The organism is Mesorhizobium mediterraneum (genome assembly GCF_002284565.1).
GTDB classification, from domain to species: domain Bacteria; phylum Pseudomonadota; class Alphaproteobacteria; order Rhizobiales; family Rhizobiaceae; genus Mesorhizobium; species Mesorhizobium mediterraneum.
Genome location: NZ_NPKI01000015.1, coordinates 12,353 through 31,871 on the forward strand (window position 1 = coordinate 12,353; position 19,519 = coordinate 31,871).

The following is a 19,519-nucleotide window of genomic DNA, read 5'->3' on the forward strand; positions in this document are numbered from 1 at the left end:
GTATGACAAGCAGGCACATACATCTTCTCCCGCCGCGCCAGGTCGACCCCCACTCCGTCGAGCTTCGCTCGACACCTCTCCCCCGATCGACGGCGTAGAGGAAGGGTGCGAACTTAATTCAGCCAGACTCCCTTCCTCTCCCTCCGGAGGGGGGAGAGGTGGCGGTGCGAAGCAGCGGCGGAGTGGGGGAACCACCTGGCAACCGCCTCGCCCCGTGAACGGGAAGAAGGAAGGGAGTGGAGCATGACGCGTCCTGTTGCTCCCATAAGACCATCATGGCCGCGCGCGCTCCGCCGCGGGCTGATGGAAAACATCGCCACCGCGATCATCGCCATCGGCTTCCTGATGCTGTTTCAGCCCTTCGCGCTGTCGCTCTACACGTACTCCTTCGTCACCATGCTGGCCGGCACGGCGATGTTCATCATCGTCTCGAAGTTTCCGGAGTAGACGATGGCTGAAATCCGCGTTGAGCATCTGAGGAAGGCATTCGGCGATTTCGTCGCCGTGCAGGATTCCAACTTCGTCGTCGGGAATGGCGAGTTCTTCGTCATGCTGGGGCCGTCGGGTTGCGGCAAGACGACGACGTTGCGCATGATTGCCGGGCTCGAACTGCCGACCGGCGGCAAGATCCTGCTCGGCGGCGAGGACGTCACCATGCGACGTGCCCGCGAGCGCGACATCGCCTTCGTCTTTCAGCTGTTCGCGCTCTATCCGCACATGAATGTGCGTAAGAACATCGGCTTCCCGTTGCTGGCGCAAGGCATGCCCGGCATCGAAATGCGCCAGCGCGTCGAAGAGACGGCGAAGCTGTTGCGCATCGACCATCTGCTCAACAAATCGGTCTCCGGCCTTGCCGGCGGTGATCGCCAGCGCGTCGCGCTCGGCCGCGCCATCGTGCGGCGGCCAAAATGCTTCCTGATGGACGAGCCGCTCGGCACGCTCGACACCGAATTCCGCGATCTCATGGTCCATGAGCTGCGCGAACTGCACAACCGCATCCGCGCTACCACGGTCTACGTCACGCATGACCAGATGGAAGCGATGTCGATGGCCGACAAGATCGCGGTTATGAACCACGGCGTCATCGAACAGTTCGGCACCCCGCGCGAAATCTACGACCGGCCGGCTACCATGTTCGTCGCCGATTTCATCGGCTCGCCGCCGATGAATTTTCTCGGCTTCGGCGGCGGGCTTTCAAAGGGTGCCAGGGAGATAGTGGTGCAAGGTGCCAAGGTGGCGGTGCCGGAGGTGCGCGAGGACATCGCGCCGGCCGACATGGCGCTCGGCATCCGACCGGAACACATCCGCTTCGACGACGCGTCGAAGCTGCGCGGCGCCATCTATGGCACCGAATATCTCGGCACCACGCAGATCGTTGCGGTGGAGACATCCGGCGGCATCATCAAGGCGCGGGTGCCGGCCGAAATCCGGCTCAATGCGGGCGACCATGTCGGCCTGGCGCTGAGCAGCGCACGGCTGTCGCTGTTCGAAAAGGGCTCCGGCCGCGCGGTGAGAACCGCAATCCATGACGCAACCGCGGAGGTCCGCCATGGCTGACGTGCACATCCAACGCGTGACCAAAGCCTTTGGCGAGCATATCGCGGTGGACGCTCTCGATCTGCACGTCACCGATGGCGAATTCGTCGTGCTGCTCGGGCCGACCGGGGCCGGCAAGACGACGACGCTCCGGCTTATTGCCGGATTGGAACGGCCGGATACTGGCTCAATCCATATCGGCGGACGCGACGCAACAGCACTCTCGCCGGCCGAGCGCGACACCGCCTTCGTCTTCCAGCAATATTCGCTTTATCCGCATCTGTCGGTCTACGACAATCTGGCCTTTCCGCTGCGCTCGCCTGCGCGGCGGCTGGGCGAGGACGCGGTGCGCCGCCGCGTCGAAGAGGTGGCCAAGATGGTGCGTATCCACCACAAGCTGAACAACCGCTCCACCAAGCTTTCCGGCGGCGAGATGCAGCGCGTCGCCATCGGGCGCGCCCTGGTGCGCAAGCCCTCGATCTATCTGATGGACGAGCCGCTGTCGTCGCTCGATGCCAAGCTGCGCGCCGACCTCCGGCTCGAGCTGAAGCGCATCCAAGCCGAGCTCGGCGCCACCATGCTTTATGTCACGCATGACCAGATCGAGGCGATGACGATGGCCGATCGCATCGGCATTCTCGCCGATGGCGTGCTGGTGCAGATCGGCACGCCGCGGACGATCTATTCCGAGCCGGCAAACCTTCATGTCGCCGCAAGGCTCGGCCAGCCGGCAATCAATCTGTTGCCGACCGGCCTGCTGCCGGATGGCGACATGCCGGCGGGAACCAAAACGATCGGCGCGCGTACAGAACATCTGTCGATCGGCAAAGCATCGAATGGCCCCGCCGACGGCGTTGTTAACTGGGTCGAACATTTGGGCGACCAGAACCACCTGCATGTGACGGTGGGAAGCAGAAAGCTGGTGACGCTGACCGACCCCGACATCCAACTGGAAAAGGGCGACAGGGTGATTATCCGCTACCGGGCGCCGCTGTTCTTCGACCAGGCCGGCAACAGGATTGCAAACCGATGAGCGCTGAGACGCTGGACAAGACTGGGACGATGGACAAGGTTGACCTGAAGACGCTGATATCCGTCACCGCCAACACGATTGCCGCCCACGCGGACGAACTGACCGCGCTCGACCAGGCGATCGGCGATGGCGACCATGGCCTGAACATGAAGCGCGGCTTCGAGGCGGTGCGGGCGGAGGCCGAGGGGTTTGCTGCAAAGCCATTGCCGGAGGCGCTGAAGGCGATCGGCACCAAGCTGGTGATGACGGTGGGCGGGGCATCGGGACCGCTGTTCGGCACGCTGTTCATGGCGCTCGGCAAGGAGATTTCCGCAGAGCCGGATCGCGCCAATCTGGCTACGGCTTTCGGCAAGGCAATCGAGGCGGTGGCAGCGAGGGGCAAGTCGCAAGTCGGGCAAAAGACCATGCTCGACGTGCTGCAGCCAGTGCATGACGCCCTGCTGCAGGGAAAGACCGGGGCGGAAATCACTGACGCCGCCGACAGGGCAGCCGACGCCACCGTGCCGATGAAGGCCTTGCGCGGACGCGCGTCGTTCCTCGGCGATCGCTCGATCGGCCATATGGATGCCGGCGGGCGCTCGGTCGCGCTTCTGGTGCGGGCCGTTGTCGAAACCATCGAGGGGCACGCATGAGCAATGTCGGCATCGTCATCGTATCACACTCGCCGCTGGTCGCCGAAGGCACGGCGGACATGGTGCGCCAGATGGTTGGCGACGAAGTGCCGCTTGCATGGTGCGGCGGAAACGGCCATGGCGGGCTGGGGACCAATGTCGAGGCGATCATGAGCGCCATCGACAAGGCCTGGTCGGAGGCGGGTGTCGCCATACTTGTCGATCTCGGCGGCGCCGAGACCAACAGCGAGATGGCGGTCGAGATGATCGGCGAGCCGCGCGCGCAGAAGATCATCGTCTGCAATGCGCCGATCGTCGAGGGCGCGGTGATGGCGGCGACGGAAGCTTCCGGCGGCGCTTCGCTCAGGGAAGTGGTGGCGACGGCACACGAATTATCGCCATCGTGAATGAACAGGAATTTTGACTCAATGTCCGCATCCGCAGAAGCCACCGTCCTGATCACCCACGAGGTGGGCCTGCATGCGCGCCCTTCGGTGAAGTTCACCAAGCTCGCCAAGACATTTTCGGCCGATGTCGAAGTTGCGCTCGCCGCCAACGGACCTTGGTTCGATGCCAAGAGCATCGTCAAGGTGATGGCGGCCAAGGCGCCGAAAGGGACGGTTCTGCATATCCGAGCGAGGGGTGACGGCGCCGGCGAGGCGGTCGGCGCGCTGGCCGAGCTGGTGCGGCGCGATTTCGACGAGGGCGTGGACCATGCCCGAACCGCTTAGGCTGAAGGGGATTTCGGCCTCGGCCGGCTATGCCGAGGGGCCGCTGTTCAACCTCGACCCGGTTGCCGCGCGCTATGCCGGCAAGGCAACGGCTGCTGAAGAGAAGGCTGCGCTCGATACGGCAATCGGTATTGCGACAGGCAGGCTCACCGCGCTGATCGAAGCGAGTGAAGGCGATGCAGCCGACATTCTCGAATTCCAGATCGCCATGCTGGAGGACGATGCGCTGACCGGCCCGGCCTTTGCCGCGATTGCCGCCGGCCAGCCAGCCGATGCGGCATGGCGGCAGGCACTGGATGCCGAGATCGCAGGCTACGAAACGTCGGATCAGGATTACTTCCGCGCACGCGCGGCCGACATGCGCGACATCAGAGACCAGGTGCTGCGCGCGCTGACCGAGGACAGCGAGGCAGCTGCGCCGGCGGGAGCCATTTTCTATGGCGAGGACATCGCTCCGACGCGCTTTCTCGAAACCAACTGGAGTTCCGGCGGCGGCATCGCGCTGAAAGCCGGCAGTGCCGCCAGCCATGTCGCCATGCTGGCGCGCTCGCGCGGCGTGCCAATGATCGTGGGGCTTGGTGCTTCGCCGGCTCATCTTGCCGGCATCGCACTGCTCGACGCCGAGCATGGCGGCATCGTGCTTTCGCCATCGAAGGCCGAGATCGAAGCTTTCCGCCGGTCTTCGTCGTCGTTCACGGCCCGTCGCGACAAGGCACAGACCTATCTGGAGAGGCCGGCGGTGACAAAAGCCGGCACAGCGGTGCGCGTGCAGGTCAACATCGCCGATCCATCCGATGTCGACGGCATCGATATCTCGACCTGTGAGGGCATCGGGCTGATGCGCACCGAATTCCTGTTCGGCAAGACGCTGCCCGACGAGGAGACGCAATATTGCGCCTACCGCAAGGTGCTGGAATGGGCGGGCGAAAAGCCGGTGACCATCCGCACCGTCGATGCCGGCGGCGACAAGCCGGTGCCAGGCTTCACCGTGGACGAGGGCAATCCGTTTCTCGGCCTGCGCGGCATCAGGCTGTCGCTGGCCCGACCGGAGGTCTTTCGCGTGCAGATCCGGGCCCTGTTGCGCGCCGCCGTGCATGGCAATCTCAAGGTGATGTTCCCCATGATCGCCGTGGCGGACGAGTACGAACGTGCCGTCGCGCTATTTACGGAAGAACAGGCTGGTCTCGTGGCGCGCGGCGTCGCGCAAAAAATGCCGCCGCTCGGCATCATGGTCGAGGTGCCGTCGGTTGCGATCGCGCCGGAAGCGTTTGCCAACGTCGCCTTCTTCTCGATCGGCTCGAACGACCTGACCCAGTATGTGATGGCGGCGGCGCGTGACAATGCTTCCGTCGCCCATCTGAATTCCGTCCGGCATCCGGCCGTGCTCCGGCTGATCGCCTCGGTTGCCGCCTTCGGCCGCGCGCAAAAGATTCCGGTCAGCCTGTGCGGCGACGCCGGTGGCGATCCAGCGTCGATCCCGGCGCTGCTTGAGGCCGGCCTGCGCGACCTTTCCGTGGTTCCCGCCCAGCTCGCCATGGCCAAGGCGGCCATCGCGGACGTATCGATCTAGGCGCTGGCATGGCCGACAAGACACCTGAACCCGGCTCCGAAGAGGCGATCCGCGCTTACAAGACCATCCTGTCGCAGGTGATCGACCAGCGCCCGTCCGGCATGCGCCAGCGCCTCGCCGACGCGCTCGGCAAGCACCGCAGCTTCGTCACGCAGATTTCCAGCCCGGCCTATTCGATCCCGATCCCGTCAAAACATTTGCCGGCTATTTTCTCCGTCTGCCATTTCAGCCCGGCCGAACGCGACCATTTTCTTGCTGCCTACCACCAGGCGCATCCGGGAAAAATGTCGGTGGCGTCAGGCATGCGAAAGACGCGGCATGTCTCGCTGATCGTTCCCGATTTCGGTGACGACAAGCAGAACGCAGCACTCGACCGGGCAGTCAACGATTTCATCCAGAAGATCACCAGCATAGCCGGCAAGGGCGGGACATAGTCGCGCCGCGCCTGGCCATTTCGGGAGGACGGTCATGAAGAAATTTCTGAATTCGGTCGACACGGTGCTGACCGAAAGCCTCGATGGTTTCGTCGCCGCCCATGCCGACATCCTTGTGCTTGGCGACGAGCATAAATTCGTCCGCCGTAAGGTGCTCAAGCCGGGCAAGGTGGCGCTGATCTCCGGCGGTGGCTCTGGCCACGAGCCGCTGCATGGCGGGCTGGTCGGGCATGGCATGCTGGACGCCGCCTGCCCCGGCCAGGTGTTCACCTCGCCGACGCCGAACCAGATGCTGGCCGCGGTAGAGGCCGTCAACACCGGCGCCGGCTGTCTGTTCATCGTCAAGAACTACGAGGGCGATGTGATGAATTTCGATATGGCCGCCGAAATGTCGGAGGGCGTCGTGCAGATGGTGACCAATGACGATGTCGCCGTCGAGAACTCGTCCTACACGACCGGCCGGCGCGGCGTCGCCGGCACGCTGGTGGTCGAGAAGATCGTCGGCGCCGCGGCCGAGCAAGGCATGGCGCTGAAACCATTGAAGGCGCTTGGCGAACGCGTCAATGGCGCGACGCGCTCTATGGGCGTGGCGCTGACCAGTTGCACCGTGCCGGCGGCCGGCAAGCCGACCTTCGATATCGGCGACGGCGAGATGGAGTTCGGCGTCGGCATTCATGGTGAGCCCGGCCGCCGCCGCGACACGCTGAAGAGCGCCGATGCCATCGCCGAGGAGATCTGCCTGGCGATCCTGGGCGATCTCGGCGACCGGGCGAAAGGCCCGGCGCTGCTCTTCATCAACGGCTTCGGCGGCACGCCGCTGATGGAGCTTTACCTGATGTACAACAGTGCCCGAAATATCTTCGAGAATAACGGTGTGACGGTCACCCGCTCGCTGGTCGGGTCCTATGTGACATCGCTCGACATGGCCGGCTGCTCGATCACGCTGACCATGCTCGACGACGAGACGACCGCCTTGTGGGACGCACCGGTGCATACGGCGGCACTGCGCTGGGGGATGTAGCGCGGCCAAACACGGCGCTGCCGCTTACCATCAAAAAGCAAGCCCGCTTCGATCTGCGAAGCGGGACTTTGCAAAGACGCCCCCAAAAATAATCGGTGACAACGCTGTCATGCGCCACGCCGAGCATTGTCAGACCAGTTTGGTGGATTTAGGCACAATGTTGCTTTCCTTACCTTTGGTAAGGTAAGGAATCCGGCGGGTTTTGGGAGGCGGAACATGCGTTACAATTGGGATCGGGCTCCGACGGGGTTCGAACGTCACCGAAAGGCGCTCGCCGCCGCTTTGCTGATCGCCGGCGGGGTCGGACTCGTGCTCGCGGCGCTGCCGCTCTAGAACCAATCCGAATAGGGCAGTCGAGATGGCGTCGAGGATGCCTGGGCGTAAGCGGGCTTTCAACGCGCCTGTCCGGTCACGGCGATAAAGCGGCGGTCCCGTCCTTCAAATCCCTGACTGAAGCGTTGCACGAGCACGGCTAGCACTGCCGATTTGCCATCCGGGGTGAACGCATAGGATTCCGACAGGCTGTAGGAGGTCGGGCAATTCCTCGAGCCGGGCACGGCTTTGTCCTCATGCAGCAGCTTGAACGGCTTGCCATCCTGTCCCTGCAGCGTCAGGCGGAAACCGAGCGCCTTGCCGGCCGTGGCGCCTTGCTGCGTCCCGTCGAAACTTGACGAGCAATCCGTCGTGCTCTCGGCTAGGGTCTGGTCGAGCTGGATGGTCGAGATGCCAAGCTCGTCATAGCTCGTCGAAAGCCATTTCTGCGAAACCTGCTCCAGGCGCGCAATGTCTTGGTAACCGATCATGTCGTCGGGAAAGGTGAATTTGTCCACGGCCGTCCGTTAGCCGCGCGGCGCGATGGCATATCGGGCGAGCAGAGGTGCCGCCTGCGCGGCTGCCTGTGCTCTCGCCTGCTCCAGGGTGAGCGTCGCCTCTTCCGACTCGTCGACGATGTGGATGGGCTTGCCGCCGACGAACTCAGCGGTGCGCGTGTCGATGATGTCGATCTCCGACCAGCCCGAATCCGAAACACCTACATCGAGCGTGCCATATTGCTCGAAGGCGAAATAGTTGCCGTCCGGCGAAAAGCCGATAATGCGCCTCGCCGCCGCATCGCCGGCCCGAGCGGCGGAAGCGACCGTCAACAGCACAGCCGCCAACACGGCAACCTCGCATCGCGACTTCATTGCGCCTTGCCCCCCATTATGACCCTAGACCATCATGCCGCGTTTTGCGGCCGAGGCGAGGTCGCCAAAAGACGAAATTGCACATGCTTGCAAAAACAGCATACGCTATTTCAAAGACAGCAAACATTCCTGGGGAGGAAGCTGGATGGCGTCACGCTACCACGAGGTCTATGACAGCTGGAAACGCGATCCGGAGAAATTCTGGGCGGATGCGGCCAAAGCCATCGACTGGTTCTCACCCTACGACAACGTGTTCGATCCGAATGCCGGCGTCTACGGGCGCTGGTTTGGCGGCGCCTCCTGCAACACCTGCTTCAACGCCGTTGACCGTCACGTGACGGGTGGCCGCGCCGATCAGATCGCGCTGATCCATGACAGCGCGATTTCAGGCACGATCAAGAAATTCACCTATGCCGAACTGAAGCGCGAGGTGGTCGCGCTGACTTCGGTGCTGAAGAACCGCGGCGTCCAGAAAGGCGATCGCGTCATCATCTACATGCCGATGGTTCCGGAAGCGGCCTTCGCCATGCTTGCCTGCGCCCGCATCGGCGCCGTGCATTCGGTGGTCTTCGGCGGCTTTGCCTCGCACGAACTCGCCACGCGCATCGACGACGCCAAGCCGAAGCTGATCATCTCCGCCTCTTGCGGCCTGGAGCCTGGGCGCGTCGTCGCCTACAAGCCGCTGCTCGACAAGGCGATCGAGACGTCGCGGCACAAGCCCGACGCCTGCCTCATCCTGCAGCGCGACCAGCTGCGCTGCGAGCTCAGGGAAAACCATGACATCGACTATGCCGACGCCGTCGCCCGCGAGCGGGCCGCGGGCGCCAATGTCGACTGCGTTCCGGTGCTCGCCACCGACCCGCTCTACATCATCTACACGTCCGGAACGACCGGCCAGCCCAAGGGCATCGTGCGCGACAATGGCGGCCACATGGTTGCGCTGAAATGGTCGATGGAGAACGAGTTCGGCGTCAAGCCGGGAGAGGTGTTCTGGGCGGCTTCCGACGTCGGCTGGGTGGTCGGCCATTCCTATATCGTCTACGGCCCGCTGCTGCATGGCTGCACAACCGTCATGTTCGAGGGCAAGCCGGTCGGCACGCCCGACGCCGGCACCTACTGGCGGGTGATATCAGAGCATGGCGTGGTCGCGCTGTTCACCGCGCCGACCGCCTTCCGCGCCATCAAGGGACAGGATCCCAAGGGCGAATTCGTCCCGAAATACGACCTCTCGAAATTCCGCACGCTGTTCCTCGCCGGCGAGCGCGCCGATCCGGAAACCATCAAATGGGCGGAGCAGAAGTTGCACGTGCCGGTGATCGATCATTGGTGGCAGACCGAGACCGGCTCGCCGATGACGATCAACCCGGCCGGACTGGGCCTGTTGCCGGTGAAATACGGCTCGCCCGGCGTGCCGATGCCCGGCTACGACATCCGCGTGCTCGACGATGGAGGTCATGAGGTCGAGCGCGGCACGCTGGGCAATGTCGTGGTCAAGCTGCCGCTGCCGGCCGGCTGCCTGCCGACGCTGTGGAATGCCGATGACCGGTTTCGCCAAGCCTATCTCGACGAATTCCCCGGCTTCTACAAGACGGCGGATGCCGGCATGATGGACGAGGATGGCTATTTGTTCGTCATGGCACGAACCGACGACATCATCAATGTCGCCGGCCACCGGCTGTCGACCGGCGCCATGGAGGAGGTGCTGGCCGCGCATCCGGACGTTGCCGAATGCGCCGTCATCGGCATCGCCGATCAGATGAAGGGCCAGGTTCCGCTCGGCTTCGTCGTGCTGAATGCGGGTGTCGACCGCGATACCGGCACTATCGAGACCGAGGTGGTCACCCTGGTGCGCGAGCGCATCGGCCCGGTCGCCGCCTTCAAGACGGTGGTGACGATCAAGCGCCTGCCAAAGACGCGCTCCGGCAAAATCCTGCGCGGCACCATGCAAAAGATTGCCGACAAGGAAGAATGGACTATGCCGGCGACCATCGACGATCCGGTCATTCTCGACGAAATCACCGCAGTGCTGAAGGGACGCGGGATCGGCCTGTAAAGACATCTGGCCATCGACAGCGCGCCGGTAGCCAATTGGCTATTGTGCAATGCAGCAAATCGCCATACAGTTTTGCCGGGGCGCCCACCGACGATACGGCATGGCTCAGCAAAAAACCACATTTGGCGGCGTCGACATTCTTCGATTTCTCGCCGCCGTCCTCGTGATGTTCTACCACTACGGTTACTGGGTGTGGGCCTTTCCCGCCGGCGTTTCGGCACGGGCCACCGGCGGCATCCCGCCGCATCCGGAACTGGAGATGCTCGGCTCCGGATGGGTCGGCGTACAGGTGTTTTTCGTCATCAGCGGCTTCGTCATCGCCTTCAGCGCCGAAAACTCAACCCCCTTGCGGTTTTTCGAGGCAAGGGTGAAGCGGCTGGCGCCGGCGGTCTGGATCTGCGCGCCGGTCACTGCGGCGGTGCTGCTCCTCGTCGGCCTCAGCTGGCCGACGGATGCCGTGAACCGGCTCGTTCGCACGGCATTGTTCGTTCCCTACTCCCCCTGGGTCGACAGCGTCTATTGGACGCTCGGCATCGAGATTGCCTTTTACGCCGTCGTCTGGACCTTGCTGTGGCTGGGCCGCTTCCATCTGATGGAGGTCGTGGCCATTGTGATCGGCATGGTCAGCACGCTCTTCTGGTGCCTGTATTATCCGCTCGACTGGTCGGCCTTTGCCGAGACGCGTTGGCTCGCCCTGCTGCTGGTGCATCATGGGTGCTTCTTTGCGACGGGCGTCATGATCTGGCTGATGCGCTTCAAGGCGGTGACGCCTTTCCGTCTTGTCCTCTGCGCGCTGTTTCTCGTCGGCTGCGTCCTCCAGATCGCCAGTTCGGTCGATGTTCACACCGTGAAGGTCGAAGAGCAGATGCCATACGCGCCACCGATCGTCTTCTTCCTCGTTGCCATCGCCCTGATGGCATGGTCGTTGCGGCTCGACCTCTCCTGGCGCGGCTGGCGCCGGATCGGCCTGATGACCTACCCTCTCTATCTGATCCACGATGTCGTCGGCGCTGCCATTCTCGGCGCCCTGATGCGTGCGGGAGTGCCATATCTGCTTTCGGTGGTCATCGTCGGGGCGACCATGGTCGCCGCGAGCTGGCTGATTGCGATCGAGGCCGAACCGCGAATCCGGCTTCTGCTCGACCACACCATCTTCCGCTATCGTCTCAAGGCGGCGTAACCGCCGGCGTGTCACGCCGGTTCGTGGCTGCAAACGTGCTGCTGTGGAATGTGCGGCGCGAAGCATGGTGCCCACGCTCTTTGCAAGTGATGAGCCCTCTTTCCTACGTGTCGACCGGTCGCGGCGCGGTCAAGCGAGGCGATCGACCCACGCATAGGACATCATTCCCGTCGACACTGTCGCTTCATGCCCAGCCGCGGATCATTGCCTTGCTCGAGGGCATCCGTGTTCGCTCACGCCGCATCAGCCAGCATCGGCCTCGCCGCACAGGACGACGATCCGCTCAACATCCATTCCTATACGGGCCTCAGGTATTTGCCTTCGTCCGCGCTTCCGATTTTTCCAGATAGTAGCTCGAATACCTGTCGAAAAATTTCTCCGAGCCGCCGATCGATCCATACTTCGCCAGCTTCTTCAGATCGACCTTGTTCAACACCACGCCGACGATCTTGTTGGCGATGTAGGATTCCGAACTCAGTATGGATTGCACCATCGCGCGCGGCGTGCGCCCCCACTCGGTCACGAGCACGAAGCCGTCGGCAAGCGGAGCAAAGGCCTTGGCATCGACCACGGGGCCGAGCGGCGGCAGATCGACGACGATGTACTCGAAGGTTTCCTTGGCGTTGTCGATGAAACGTCGCATCCCGGCCGACGACAGAAGCTCGCTTGTGTGGGAGAAATGACCGCGCGGGACGGCCGGGACGATCGCCAGCTTGGTCTGTCGGTCGATCTTGCCGACGGACTGCCAGGTCTGCCCGCTCACCACCGCTTCCATCAGGCCTTGCTCGGCCTCCATGCCAAGGCTGCGGCTGAGGCCGGGGTTGCGCAGGTCGCCGTCCACCAGCAGCGTTTTGGAGCCGTTGGCGGCAAGCAGTCCGGCCAGATTCGCCGCCACGGTCGATTTGCCCTCGCCGGGAAGGACCGAGATCACGCCGACGACCCGGCTGCCTTGCCCTTCCAATACGACGTCGAAGGCAATCTTGGCGCTGCGGAGCGTTTCGGAAAACATCGATGCCGGGGCGTCGATGCTGACCCGCATGCGCGCGCGTCTTTCGGCGGCCGACGGTGATTGGGCGGTTTTGACATCCGCCTGACCGTCATCGTTCTTGGCGACCTTGCTGCCAATGACTGGCAGGTAGCCGAGGAATTTGAGGCCGACGCGATCGCGAACGTCCTCACCGGTCCTGAAGAACCGTTCCCTGAATTCGTTCAGGCCACCGACCCCGGCCCCCATCATCAGGCCAAGCACAAGCGAAAGTCCCAGCACGATGGACGTGCGCGGCGTTGCCGCCGACTGCGGCAGCGTTGCGTCCGAGATGACGCGGATCTTGCCGACCGGGAAGGATTGCTGCTGGGAGGCTTCCTCGTACCGGCCAAGGAACGTCTGATAGAGTGTCGAGAGCGCCGTTGCCTTCTGTTCCAGTTCGCGCAGCTTGACCTGCGACTGGTTGTCGATGGAACTCTTGCCGGCCGCTAACGCGACATTTGCGCGGAGCGCCGTTTCGCGCGCGAGAGCGACTTCGTATTCGTTGCGGTAGCTTTCGGTCAATTGCTTCAGCTCGCCGAAAATCTGCGCCGATATGTCGGCCTTTTCCTTGGCAAGTGCGACCGCCTGGGGATGCTCGGCGCCGAAATTGGCTTCGACGTCCTGCTGCCGCTTGGCAACAGTGAGATAGCGGGTCTTGAGCGTTGAAATGACCGAGTTGCTGGGCTGGTCGGCGGATATGGCGGCATCCCTGAATGCGTTGTCCGAACCGCTTTCGACGATCGACTTGTATTGTTGGTAGCGGGCGCTGGCGCGGGCGGTATCGGCCTGCGCCTCAATGAGCTGGCCATTGAGGTCGCCCAATTGCTTGTCGCTGATCAACTGGCCGTCGTTGACGGCCAATCCATGTTCGGCCCTGAACTTCTCGACGGCGAGCGCCGCTGCCTGCGAACTTTCGCGAAGCTCCGTCAGCCGGCCTTGCAGCCAGACCGCCGCTCGCTCGGTCGCATCGAAGCTCGCATCAAGCTGATCGGCGAGATAGGCGTCGGCATAGGCTTTGGTGACCGCGGTCGCAAGCACTGGATCCGTCGCTTGATAGGCGATGGAGATCACATAGCTTCGTCCGATGCGCTCGGCTTGCACTTCGTTCTGCAGTTTGAGGATTGCGTAATCACGGCGTGACGAGGCGATCATCGCGTCACGCGTGGCCGGATCAAGCTGAGCAACGTCGGTGGTGCCCACGGCGGGGTTGGGACGGAAGTACCGGATCACACCGCGCACAAAGCCGGCGGCCTTCGACGCTGCCGACGTCGGAGGGTACAAGAAAGCGTCGTTCTGATCGAGCTTCTGCTTGTCGACGACCACCGCCGCCAGCCTCGCCGAGTGGAGAATTTCGATCTGGCTCAGAATGGCGGAATCGGTCTGCATGCTGACCGACGCCGCGGAAACCTCGTCGACAACTTTGTTCAAGCCTTCGTCGATCAGAACGCGGCTCGTTGCCATGTAGGTGGGAGGCGTGGTCTGCAAATAAAGCACGCCCAGAAAAAGACCGATGGCGGCGCATGCCGCGACAACCTTTGCCTGCCTTGCTGCCATGCTGAGCAGGCGCTCGACATCGATGAAGTCTTCGGCGCTGACAGCGTCCGAACTCGGCAATGGTTTCCTCTTGTCGAGAGGAAAATTGGCATAATTCATCTTCGGTCCAATTCTAGTTTGCATCTAGAGCGGCGGCCCCTCAAGTCGAACTGTGCCGCCGCTCTATCTCTTGTTTGAGCATAGGATTTTCCCAAAACCGGTCTCCGTTTTGGGTCCGATGCTCTAGTTGGCAGGCGTTAGAGCAAGCTCGGGGGCATCAGCATAAGTGCAACGCAAGCTTCATGCCAGACACCGCGAAAACCCGGGCGGCCAAACATATCGGCGTGTCTTGCGTCACCATTCATACGCTAATGCTCCCCAAAAATGGGCTTTATGCGGCTTCCACCCGGCGCTCATGCGACCGGACGAACTCCTGAAGCATCTCGAAGATCGGCCCCTTCATGTCGTCACGCGCCAGCGCGAAGGCGACATTGGCCTGGATGAACCCTTCTTTCGAGCCGCAGTCGAACATCCGGCCGTTGAAGGGCTGGGCGAAGAAAGCCTGGCTCTGCGCAAGGCGGACCATGGCGTCGGTCAGCTGGATTTCGTTGCCGGCGCCGCGCTGCTGATTGCCGAGCAGCGCGAATATCTCAGGCTGCAGGATATAGCGGCCGTTGATGTAGTAGTTCGACGGCGCATTGGCGGGAGCCGGCTTTTCGACCATGGCGGTCACCTCGAAACCCGAGCCGACATCCGCGCCGCAGCCGACGATACCGTATTTGCTGGTTTCGGTCGGGTCGCAGCGCTCGACCGCGATGACGTTTCCGCCAGTCTGCGCATAGAGGTCAGCGATTTCGGCGAGACATCCGCGACCGCCGAAGGACACCATGTCCGGCAACAGCAACGCGAAGGGCTCATCGCCGATGACCTCCCGGGCGCACCACACCGCATGGCCGAGACCTTGCGGCGACTGCTGCCGGATGAAACTCGTCGCACCGGCCACGGGAAGCAGGCTTTCCAGCGCCTGAAGCTGCGCCGTCTTGCCGGTCTGCTCCAAAGTCCCGATCAATTCGGGATGCAGGTCGAAATAATCCTCTATGACCGCCTTGTTGCGGCCCGTCACGAAGACAATGTGCTCGATGCCGGCTTCGAACGCCTCATCCACCGCATATTGCACGACAGGCCTGTCGACGACCGGCAGCATTTCCTTCGGCATCGATTTGGTCGCCGGCAGGAATCGCGTTCCAAGCCCCGCTACCGGTATGACTGCCTTCCTGACTTTCTTCATCGCATATTCCTTCTGAGGAGATCGACTTCAACCTGTCGCAGGCCGCGAAACTGTTTTTCACCTGCCTGCACCTTTCACCTCCCCCGCACCCACGGCAAATTGTGCCGCCACCCTTCGCAGCCGGACGGCGATCGGCATGCCCATATGCCGAACCGCCGCCGGATCGCTGAGCGCCGTCCACACCGCCTTGAGCGGGGACCGCGCCTTGATGTGCTGGACCAGCGACAGGAACGACGCCGCCTTGCGCAGGCTGCGCGTGCGCCTTGCGAAAGCGGCCTCGGCCTTTGCGTCCATCGAATGAGTCCTGGCGAAAACGAGATCGGCCTTGCGCATCGCCTCGACGTGATGAAGTTCGAGCACGCGGGAAATGGAGCCGGTCCGGATATGATAGACATAGCCGGTTGTCGGTTCGACCACGCATTTGCCGCCCTTCGCTAGAGCGCTGGCCAGCAGGATGTAATCTTCGCCGATGATCAGGCCTTCGTCATAGCGAAGCCCGTTTTCGTTCAAGAAACGTCGCTGGAAGATCGGCTTGAGATAGCCGAGATTGAATCTCGATTCGAAGACCACATTGCCGGCGATAAAGTCCGCCAGCGAGATTTCACTCAAGCCCTCCAGATAGTCGGCAGGGAACATCGTCTCTTCGGCAACGCCGTCCTCGCGAACGACCTGGAGATTGTCGACCGCGATCTCGGCGCCCGCTTTCTCCGCGCGGTCAATCATGGTGCAGATTCGCCCGGGATAGACCGCGTCGTCGGAATCGAGGACCGCGACCCATCTGCCGCGGGCAAGCTCAAGGCCGGCATTCCTGGCGCCGCCGGGGCCACGGTTTTGCTCAAGTGCGACAACACGCACGATGTCTTCTGGGTAGGATCGCGCCAGATCGAGCGTCCGGTCGCCCGACTGGTCGTCGACGACGATGATTTCGACGCTGACATCACGCTGGGCGATGGCGCTGGCGATCGCCCGCTCGATGGTCAGCTCCGCATTGTAGGCGGCAATGATAAAGGTGACGTCAGGCTGCACGCTTGCCCCCTTCCTGCGGCGAGGGCAGGCCATACTGGCGGATTTCACGCACACCGACGAGCCCGCTGACGACGCCGACATGCATGATGCCGCGAAGCACGCTGCGGTTCCTGCGCACGGGATTGATGGCGACCGGGATTGCCGATGCGAAACAAAAGACCGCCTTTGCCGAGGCAAGGCCGACTTGCCTGACCAATGCGAGGCCACTCGCGTCGCGTCCGAGGAGATGCCCATGCGTCTGCCCGACGCGGAACCGGCGGCGGCGGAGCCAGTCGAATGCGGCTCTGGCGCGCGGCACCACTTCGTCGACCCAGGCCTGCGGCGAAAACGCGATGCGGCCGCCGGCCTTGACCATAAGGTCGAAGAATTCGGTGTCCTCGCCGCCGGTCTGGCCACGCGCGAGGCTGAATCGCCGGCCGCGCAGGCTGTCGGCGCCCATCCTGAGCAGAACGTTGCAGGTGTAACCAGTGCGGATCTCGCCGCGCACCCAGACGGGCAAGGTGGAGTGGAAATCGCCGCGTCGCATCCAGTCGGGCGCGTCCGGCCGATAGCGCGCCCGCACCGGTCCGAGCACTGCGGCGGCGCCACTCACTTCCGCCGTCGCAACCAGTTCGGCGAGCCATCCGGATGATGCCGTTTCGTCGTCGTCGAGAAAGGCGACGAAATCCGACGTGCTGGCGTCAAGGCAGGCGTTGCGGGCGATCGAGATGTTGCGCGCCGGACAATGACGATAGCTGACCGGCAGCTTCAACGTCTCCGCCAGCGTCGCCACCAGCAGCTCGGCCGTCGGTCCGTCATCATTGTCGGCGACAATGACGCGGATGTCGAACCCCGAAGGCACATCCAGGGCGGCAATGGAGCGGAGCGTGTCGGCAAGCTCCGGCCGCCGAAACGTGCAGACGCAAATGTCGATGCTGCGTTTTTTGTCGGCCACACCCATCACGCCACCCTCCTACCCTGTGATCGCGGCCCAAGCAGTTGCAGCCAAAAGCCGACGGACCAGCCGAAATGCATGACCATTGCCGAAATCCCGGCAAGCGCACTGTCCGGATTGCGCTGGCTGATGGCGGTCCATACGCCATAGCCGAGACAAACCGACGCCCACACCAGAAGCGGTATGACCGCCAGCCAATGCACGAAGAAAAAGGCAGAGAGAAGGACGACGGGGAATACCAGAAGCGGCACCATCTGCCGGACCTTCGGTATCATGCGGTGCTTGAGAACGTTCTTTGCCCGGCCGCGGCCATAGCCGAGATACTGGAAATAGAGGCCGGCGAGCGACGAGCGCGGGTAATAGATCATTTGCGTCTTGCCGCTCATCCAGATCCGGCAGCCGGCCTGACGGAGCCGGTAGTCGAGTTCCGCATCCTCGTTGTGGCTGAATGTCTCGTCATACCCGCCCACCGCCTTGAAGGCCGATATCCGCATCAGCGCATGATGGCCGTGATCGACCCACTCGCCAGCCGAGAGATGCCGGTGCTTGGAGCCGCCCGTGCCGAGCTTGGAATTCTGTGCAGCCGCCACCGCTTTCTGCACCGTGCCGCTGCCGCTGGTCAGCATGGAGACGACGACCGAATCCGCGCCGGTGGCCAGCGCCTCCTCGACCAGCTGATCGCAATAGTCCAGGGGATAGCCGCCATGCGCATCGATGCGAATGAGATACTCAGCCCCTTCGCCGTAACTGGCAACGGCGAGATTGATCGCCGCGCTCTGGAGGCGCTTTTCATTGTGAAGAAGGATGATCCGCGGGTCCTTCCCGGCGATCTCCTCCACGATCGCCCTTGTGGCGTCCGTGCTGCCGCCATCGGCAACGACGATCCGGGCACCGAGCCTCTCGGCTGCTGGTCGAAGCTGGTCAACAAGCGCGCCGATGTGAGCCGCTTCGTTCAGGCACGGAATCACGATCAGGCTGGGCGCAAGCATTTCGGTTTGCGTCATTGGCCCATGTCCATCCCTAGCCATCCTAAGCCAGTGCCTCGGCGGCATATGGACCGGGCACGGCCGTCAACCCGCGAAGCTTCTCGACGAGCGCTCGGCAATCGCTGCGATCATGGCTCCAGGTTCGCGGATTGCGGGCAAGAACACACGCCCGCAATTTCCCGAAACGATGCTGCTCCATATCGCCCAAGGCGGCTTCGAGCGCCTCAGGCGTGGCTTTAGGCAAAAGAACGCCGATACCCTGTCGGTCGAGAAACCGGCCGGTTTCGGTGTTGCCCATCGAGATCGGCACCGCGCCGAAGCGGCAGCCCTCATAGAGGCGGTTGGGCAGCAGCCATTCGGAATTCAGCCCCTGCTCGAAAAAGTCGATGGCCCAGGAAAAATGAACCTCGCGGTAGATCGTCGCCATGTCCTCGGGGTTCCGATAGGGCCCGCCAAACGAGAGCCAGGGCTCGGATTCGACGAAACCGTGAAAATCCGGAAATTCGGAAAGCGCCGGACGGCCTCTGAGGATGATTTCGAAGCGCCCCTCGAGCCGTCGGGAAAATTCGGCCAGAAGCTCCAGGGAGCGGCGGCACCGGAGTGCGCCGAACCAGCCGATCCGCCAAGGCGGAGCGACGGGGGCCTCCGCCACTGTGCGATCATCCAGCAAAACCGCGGCAGGCTCGAAATATTTGTTTTCGAGCAGTTCGACCGGCGCGGCAATCTGCCCGAACGGCTTGAAATAGTTGGCGATGAAAGCCGGCGAACTGGTCACCAGGAGCTTTACATCCCTGGCCAGATAGCGTTCGGCGCCGCGCATCGCCTTGCCCAGAAAGTCGTCGCGAAGCACCAGGCGATGGATATCGAGACACTCATAGACGATCGGCACCGTTGCCTGGAACGCCGATCTGGCACGGCGGGCAAGCGCCAGCATTTCCAGATTGCGCGCGATGATGAGGTCGGGTCTTGGCATCGAACCGAGTTTCGAGACGATCGAGACCGCCGCCTTTGTGACCGCTGCCAGGCGCTGGCCGAATCGGCCGTCGCGCGTCGCGCCAAGATCGATCGGCTGCAAGCCCTCGACTTCGGCGATTGGGCTTGCTGTCCGACGGAAGCCCGCCAGTGTGACCTGGGCGCCGCCTGCCTTGAGCATTATGATCCGCCGGCGCACTGCCGGGTCGGAGACGTCGTGTACCAAGTACAAGACATGCAGCATGAAAATTCGACCGCTGTTGGCCCGCCCGCAAGAATCCTAGTACAGCTCGTGCTGCATCGCAACATTTTTGGTGCAGCGTAGCAAAAATCCACGTTTTTTGTTGCGCTGCAAAATTATTGCCGTAGTTTGATGGTGGCATCGGGCGCGGGTCGGGAC

The 19,519-nt window shown here is 62.9% G+C and carries 19 protein-coding genes; 11 read left to right on the top strand and 8 right to left on the bottom strand.

Translation table 11 applies throughout. The features are described 5' to 3' along the window. The first annotated feature begins 243 nt into the window (after positions 1–243). The 9 genes from CIT25_RS09465 to dhaK are packed head-to-tail and all read left to right on the top strand — an operon-like array spanning position 244 to position 6,936. Positions 244–447, top strand: coding sequence for a hypothetical protein (locus tag CIT25_RS09465; RefSeq protein ID WP_095484295.1), 204 nt, complete (start codon positions 244–246; stop codon positions 445–447). A 3-nt stretch (positions 448–450) separates the two neighbouring features. Then, entirely contained in the window at positions 451–1,557 is a 1,107-nt protein-coding gene (locus CIT25_RS09470; RefSeq protein WP_095484296.1) for an ABC transporter ATP-binding protein, read from the top strand. After that, entirely contained in the window at positions 1,550–2,569 is a 1,020-nt protein-coding gene (locus CIT25_RS09475) for an ABC transporter ATP-binding protein (protein WP_095484297.1), read from the top strand. The genes CIT25_RS09470 and CIT25_RS09475 overlap by 8 nt, the downstream gene beginning before the upstream one ends. 29 nt (positions 2,570–2,598) lie before the next feature. Then, a complete protein-coding gene (dhaL, locus tag CIT25_RS09480; protein ID WP_095485039.1) occupies positions 2,599–3,201 on the top strand; it encodes a dihydroxyacetone kinase subunit DhaL in 603 nt (200 codons plus the stop codon). Next, a complete protein-coding gene (dhaM, locus tag CIT25_RS09485) occupies positions 3,198–3,587 on the top strand; it encodes a dihydroxyacetone kinase phosphoryl donor subunit DhaM (RefSeq protein WP_027032790.1) in 390 nt (129 codons plus the stop codon). Before dhaL ends, dhaM begins: the two co-directional genes overlap by 4 nt. 21 nt (positions 3,588–3,608) lie before the next feature. Continuing rightward, positions 3,609–3,911, top strand: coding sequence for an HPr family phosphocarrier protein (locus CIT25_RS09490; protein WP_095485040.1), 303 nt, complete (start codon positions 3,609–3,611; stop codon positions 3,909–3,911). Beyond that, complete coding sequence (ptsP, locus tag CIT25_RS09495) at positions 3,895–5,481, top strand: phosphoenolpyruvate--protein phosphotransferase (RefSeq protein ID WP_095484298.1); 1,587 nt, start codon at positions 3,895–3,897, stop codon at positions 5,479–5,481. The genes CIT25_RS09490 and ptsP overlap by 17 nt, the downstream gene beginning before the upstream one ends. Positions 5,482–5,489: 8 nt before the next feature. Then, the gene (locus CIT25_RS09500; protein WP_095484299.1) at positions 5,490–5,915 is read left to right on the top strand and encodes a hypothetical protein; all 426 of its coding nucleotides are present in this window, start codon (positions 5,490–5,492) and stop codon (positions 5,913–5,915) included. Between the two features lie 34 nt (positions 5,916–5,949). After that, positions 5,950–6,936: a dihydroxyacetone kinase subunit DhaK gene (gene dhaK, locus CIT25_RS09505; protein WP_095484300.1), complete on the top strand. Its 987-nt coding sequence runs from the start codon at positions 5,950–5,952 to the stop codon at positions 6,934–6,936. 392 nt (positions 6,937–7,328) lie between these two features. Here dhaK and CIT25_RS37430 read toward each other — a convergent pair whose 3' ends face one another. Then, the gene (locus tag CIT25_RS37430) at positions 7,329–7,766 is read right to left on the bottom strand and encodes a DUF2259 domain-containing protein (protein WP_245329809.1); all 438 of its coding nucleotides are present in this window, start codon (positions 7,764–7,766) and stop codon (positions 7,329–7,331) included. Between the two features lie 9 nt (positions 7,767–7,775). After that, complete coding sequence (locus CIT25_RS37435) at positions 7,776–8,120, bottom strand: DUF2259 domain-containing protein (protein ID WP_245329810.1); 345 nt, start codon at positions 8,118–8,120, stop codon at positions 7,776–7,778. 145 nt (positions 8,121–8,265) lie between these two features. Between CIT25_RS37435 and CIT25_RS09515 the strand changes: the two genes are divergently transcribed. Both CIT25_RS09515 and CIT25_RS09520 read left to right on the top strand, forming a co-directional pair. Then, on the top strand, positions 8,266–10,173 hold the full coding sequence (locus CIT25_RS09515; protein WP_095485041.1) for a propionyl-CoA synthetase: 1,908 nt from the start codon (positions 8,266–8,268) through the stop codon (positions 10,171–10,173). Positions 10,174–10,273: 100 nt separating this feature from the next. Further along, positions 10,274–11,353 (top strand): acyltransferase family protein, encoded by a 1,080-nt coding sequence (locus CIT25_RS09520; protein WP_095484301.1) that lies wholly within the window; start codon positions 10,274–10,276, stop codon positions 11,351–11,353. Positions 11,354–11,660: 307 nt separating this feature from the next. Here the strand turns inward: CIT25_RS09520 and CIT25_RS09525 are convergent, their stop codons facing one another. The 6 genes from CIT25_RS09525 to CIT25_RS09550 all read right to left on the bottom strand — a co-directional run bounded on the left by CIT25_RS09525 (position 11,661) and on the right by CIT25_RS09550 (position 19,363). Then, positions 11,661–14,033 (bottom strand): polysaccharide biosynthesis tyrosine autokinase, encoded by a 2,373-nt coding sequence (locus tag CIT25_RS09525; RefSeq protein ID WP_095484302.1) that lies wholly within the window; start codon positions 14,031–14,033, stop codon positions 11,661–11,663. A 271-nt stretch (positions 14,034–14,304) separates the two neighbouring features. After that, positions 14,305–15,201 carry a UTP--glucose-1-phosphate uridylyltransferase gene (locus CIT25_RS09530; RefSeq protein WP_095484303.1) on the bottom strand — a complete coding sequence of 299 codons (897 nt, stop codon included), beginning with the start codon at positions 15,199–15,201 and terminating at the stop codon, positions 14,305–14,307. Positions 15,202–15,258: 57 nt separating this feature from the next. Continuing rightward, entirely contained in the window at positions 15,259–16,227 is a 969-nt protein-coding gene (locus CIT25_RS09535) for a glycosyltransferase family 2 protein (protein WP_245329811.1), read from the bottom strand. Beyond that, a complete protein-coding gene (locus tag CIT25_RS09540) occupies positions 16,217–17,167 on the bottom strand; it encodes a glycosyltransferase family 2 protein (RefSeq protein ID WP_095484305.1) in 951 nt (316 codons plus the stop codon). The genes CIT25_RS09535 and CIT25_RS09540 overlap by 11 nt, the downstream gene beginning before the upstream one ends. Then, complete coding sequence (locus CIT25_RS09545; protein WP_095484306.1) at positions 17,167–18,165, bottom strand: glycosyltransferase family 2 protein; 999 nt, start codon at positions 18,163–18,165, stop codon at positions 17,167–17,169. Before CIT25_RS09545 ends, CIT25_RS09540 begins: the two co-directional genes overlap by 1 nt. Positions 18,166–18,190: 25 nt before the next feature. Then, on the bottom strand, positions 18,191–19,363 hold the full coding sequence (locus CIT25_RS09550) for a glycosyltransferase family protein (RefSeq protein ID WP_095484307.1): 1,173 nt from the start codon (positions 19,361–19,363) through the stop codon (positions 18,191–18,193). Positions 19,364–19,519 lie beyond the last annotated feature (156 nt).

Coding starts and splice junctions, on each gene's coding strand:
- CIT25_RS09545 (WP_095484306.1), bottom strand. CDS start 18,165: ATGACGCAAACCGAAATGCTTGCGCCCAGCCTGATCGTGATTCCGTGC.
- dhaM (WP_027032790.1), top strand. CDS start 3,198: ATGAGCAATGTCGGCATCGTCATCGTATCACACTCGCCGCTGGTCGCC.
- dhaL (WP_095485039.1), top strand. CDS start 2,599: ATGGACAAGGTTGACCTGAAGACGCTGATATCCGTCACCGCCAACACG.
- CIT25_RS09500 (WP_095484299.1), top strand. CDS start 5,490: ATGGCCGACAAGACACCTGAACCCGGCTCCGAAGAGGCGATCCGCGCT.
- CIT25_RS09470 (WP_095484296.1), top strand. CDS start 451: ATGGCTGAAATCCGCGTTGAGCATCTGAGGAAGGCATTCGGCGATTTC.
- CIT25_RS09530 (WP_095484303.1), bottom strand. CDS start 15,201: ATGAAGAAAGTCAGGAAGGCAGTCATACCGGTAGCGGGGCTTGGAACG.
- CIT25_RS09475 (WP_095484297.1), top strand. CDS start 1,550: ATGGCTGACGTGCACATCCAACGCGTGACCAAAGCCTTTGGCGAGCAT.
- CIT25_RS09540 (WP_095484305.1), bottom strand. CDS start 17,167: ATGGGTGTGGCCGACAAAAAACGCAGCATCGACATTTGCGTCTGCACG.
- CIT25_RS09525 (WP_095484302.1), bottom strand. CDS start 14,033: ATGAATTATGCCAATTTTCCTCTCGACAAGAGGAAACCATTGCCGAGT.
- CIT25_RS09515 (WP_095485041.1), top strand. CDS start 8,266: ATGGCGTCACGCTACCACGAGGTCTATGACAGCTGGAAACGCGATCCG.
- CIT25_RS09465 (WP_095484295.1), top strand. CDS start 244: ATGACGCGTCCTGTTGCTCCCATAAGACCATCATGGCCGCGCGCGCTC.
- CIT25_RS09520 (WP_095484301.1), top strand. CDS start 10,274: ATGGCTCAGCAAAAAACCACATTTGGCGGCGTCGACATTCTTCGATTT.
- CIT25_RS37435 (WP_245329810.1), bottom strand. CDS start 8,120: ATGAAGTCGCGATGCGAGGTTGCCGTGTTGGCGGCTGTGCTGTTGACG.
- CIT25_RS09490 (WP_095485040.1), top strand. CDS start 3,609: ATGTCCGCATCCGCAGAAGCCACCGTCCTGATCACCCACGAGGTGGGC.
- dhaK (WP_095484300.1), top strand. CDS start 5,950: ATGAAGAAATTTCTGAATTCGGTCGACACGGTGCTGACCGAAAGCCTC.
- CIT25_RS09550 (WP_095484307.1), bottom strand. CDS start 19,363: ATGCTGCATGTCTTGTACTTGGTACACGACGTCTCCGACCCGGCAGTG.
- ptsP (WP_095484298.1), top strand. CDS start 3,895: ATGCCCGAACCGCTTAGGCTGAAGGGGATTTCGGCCTCGGCCGGCTAT.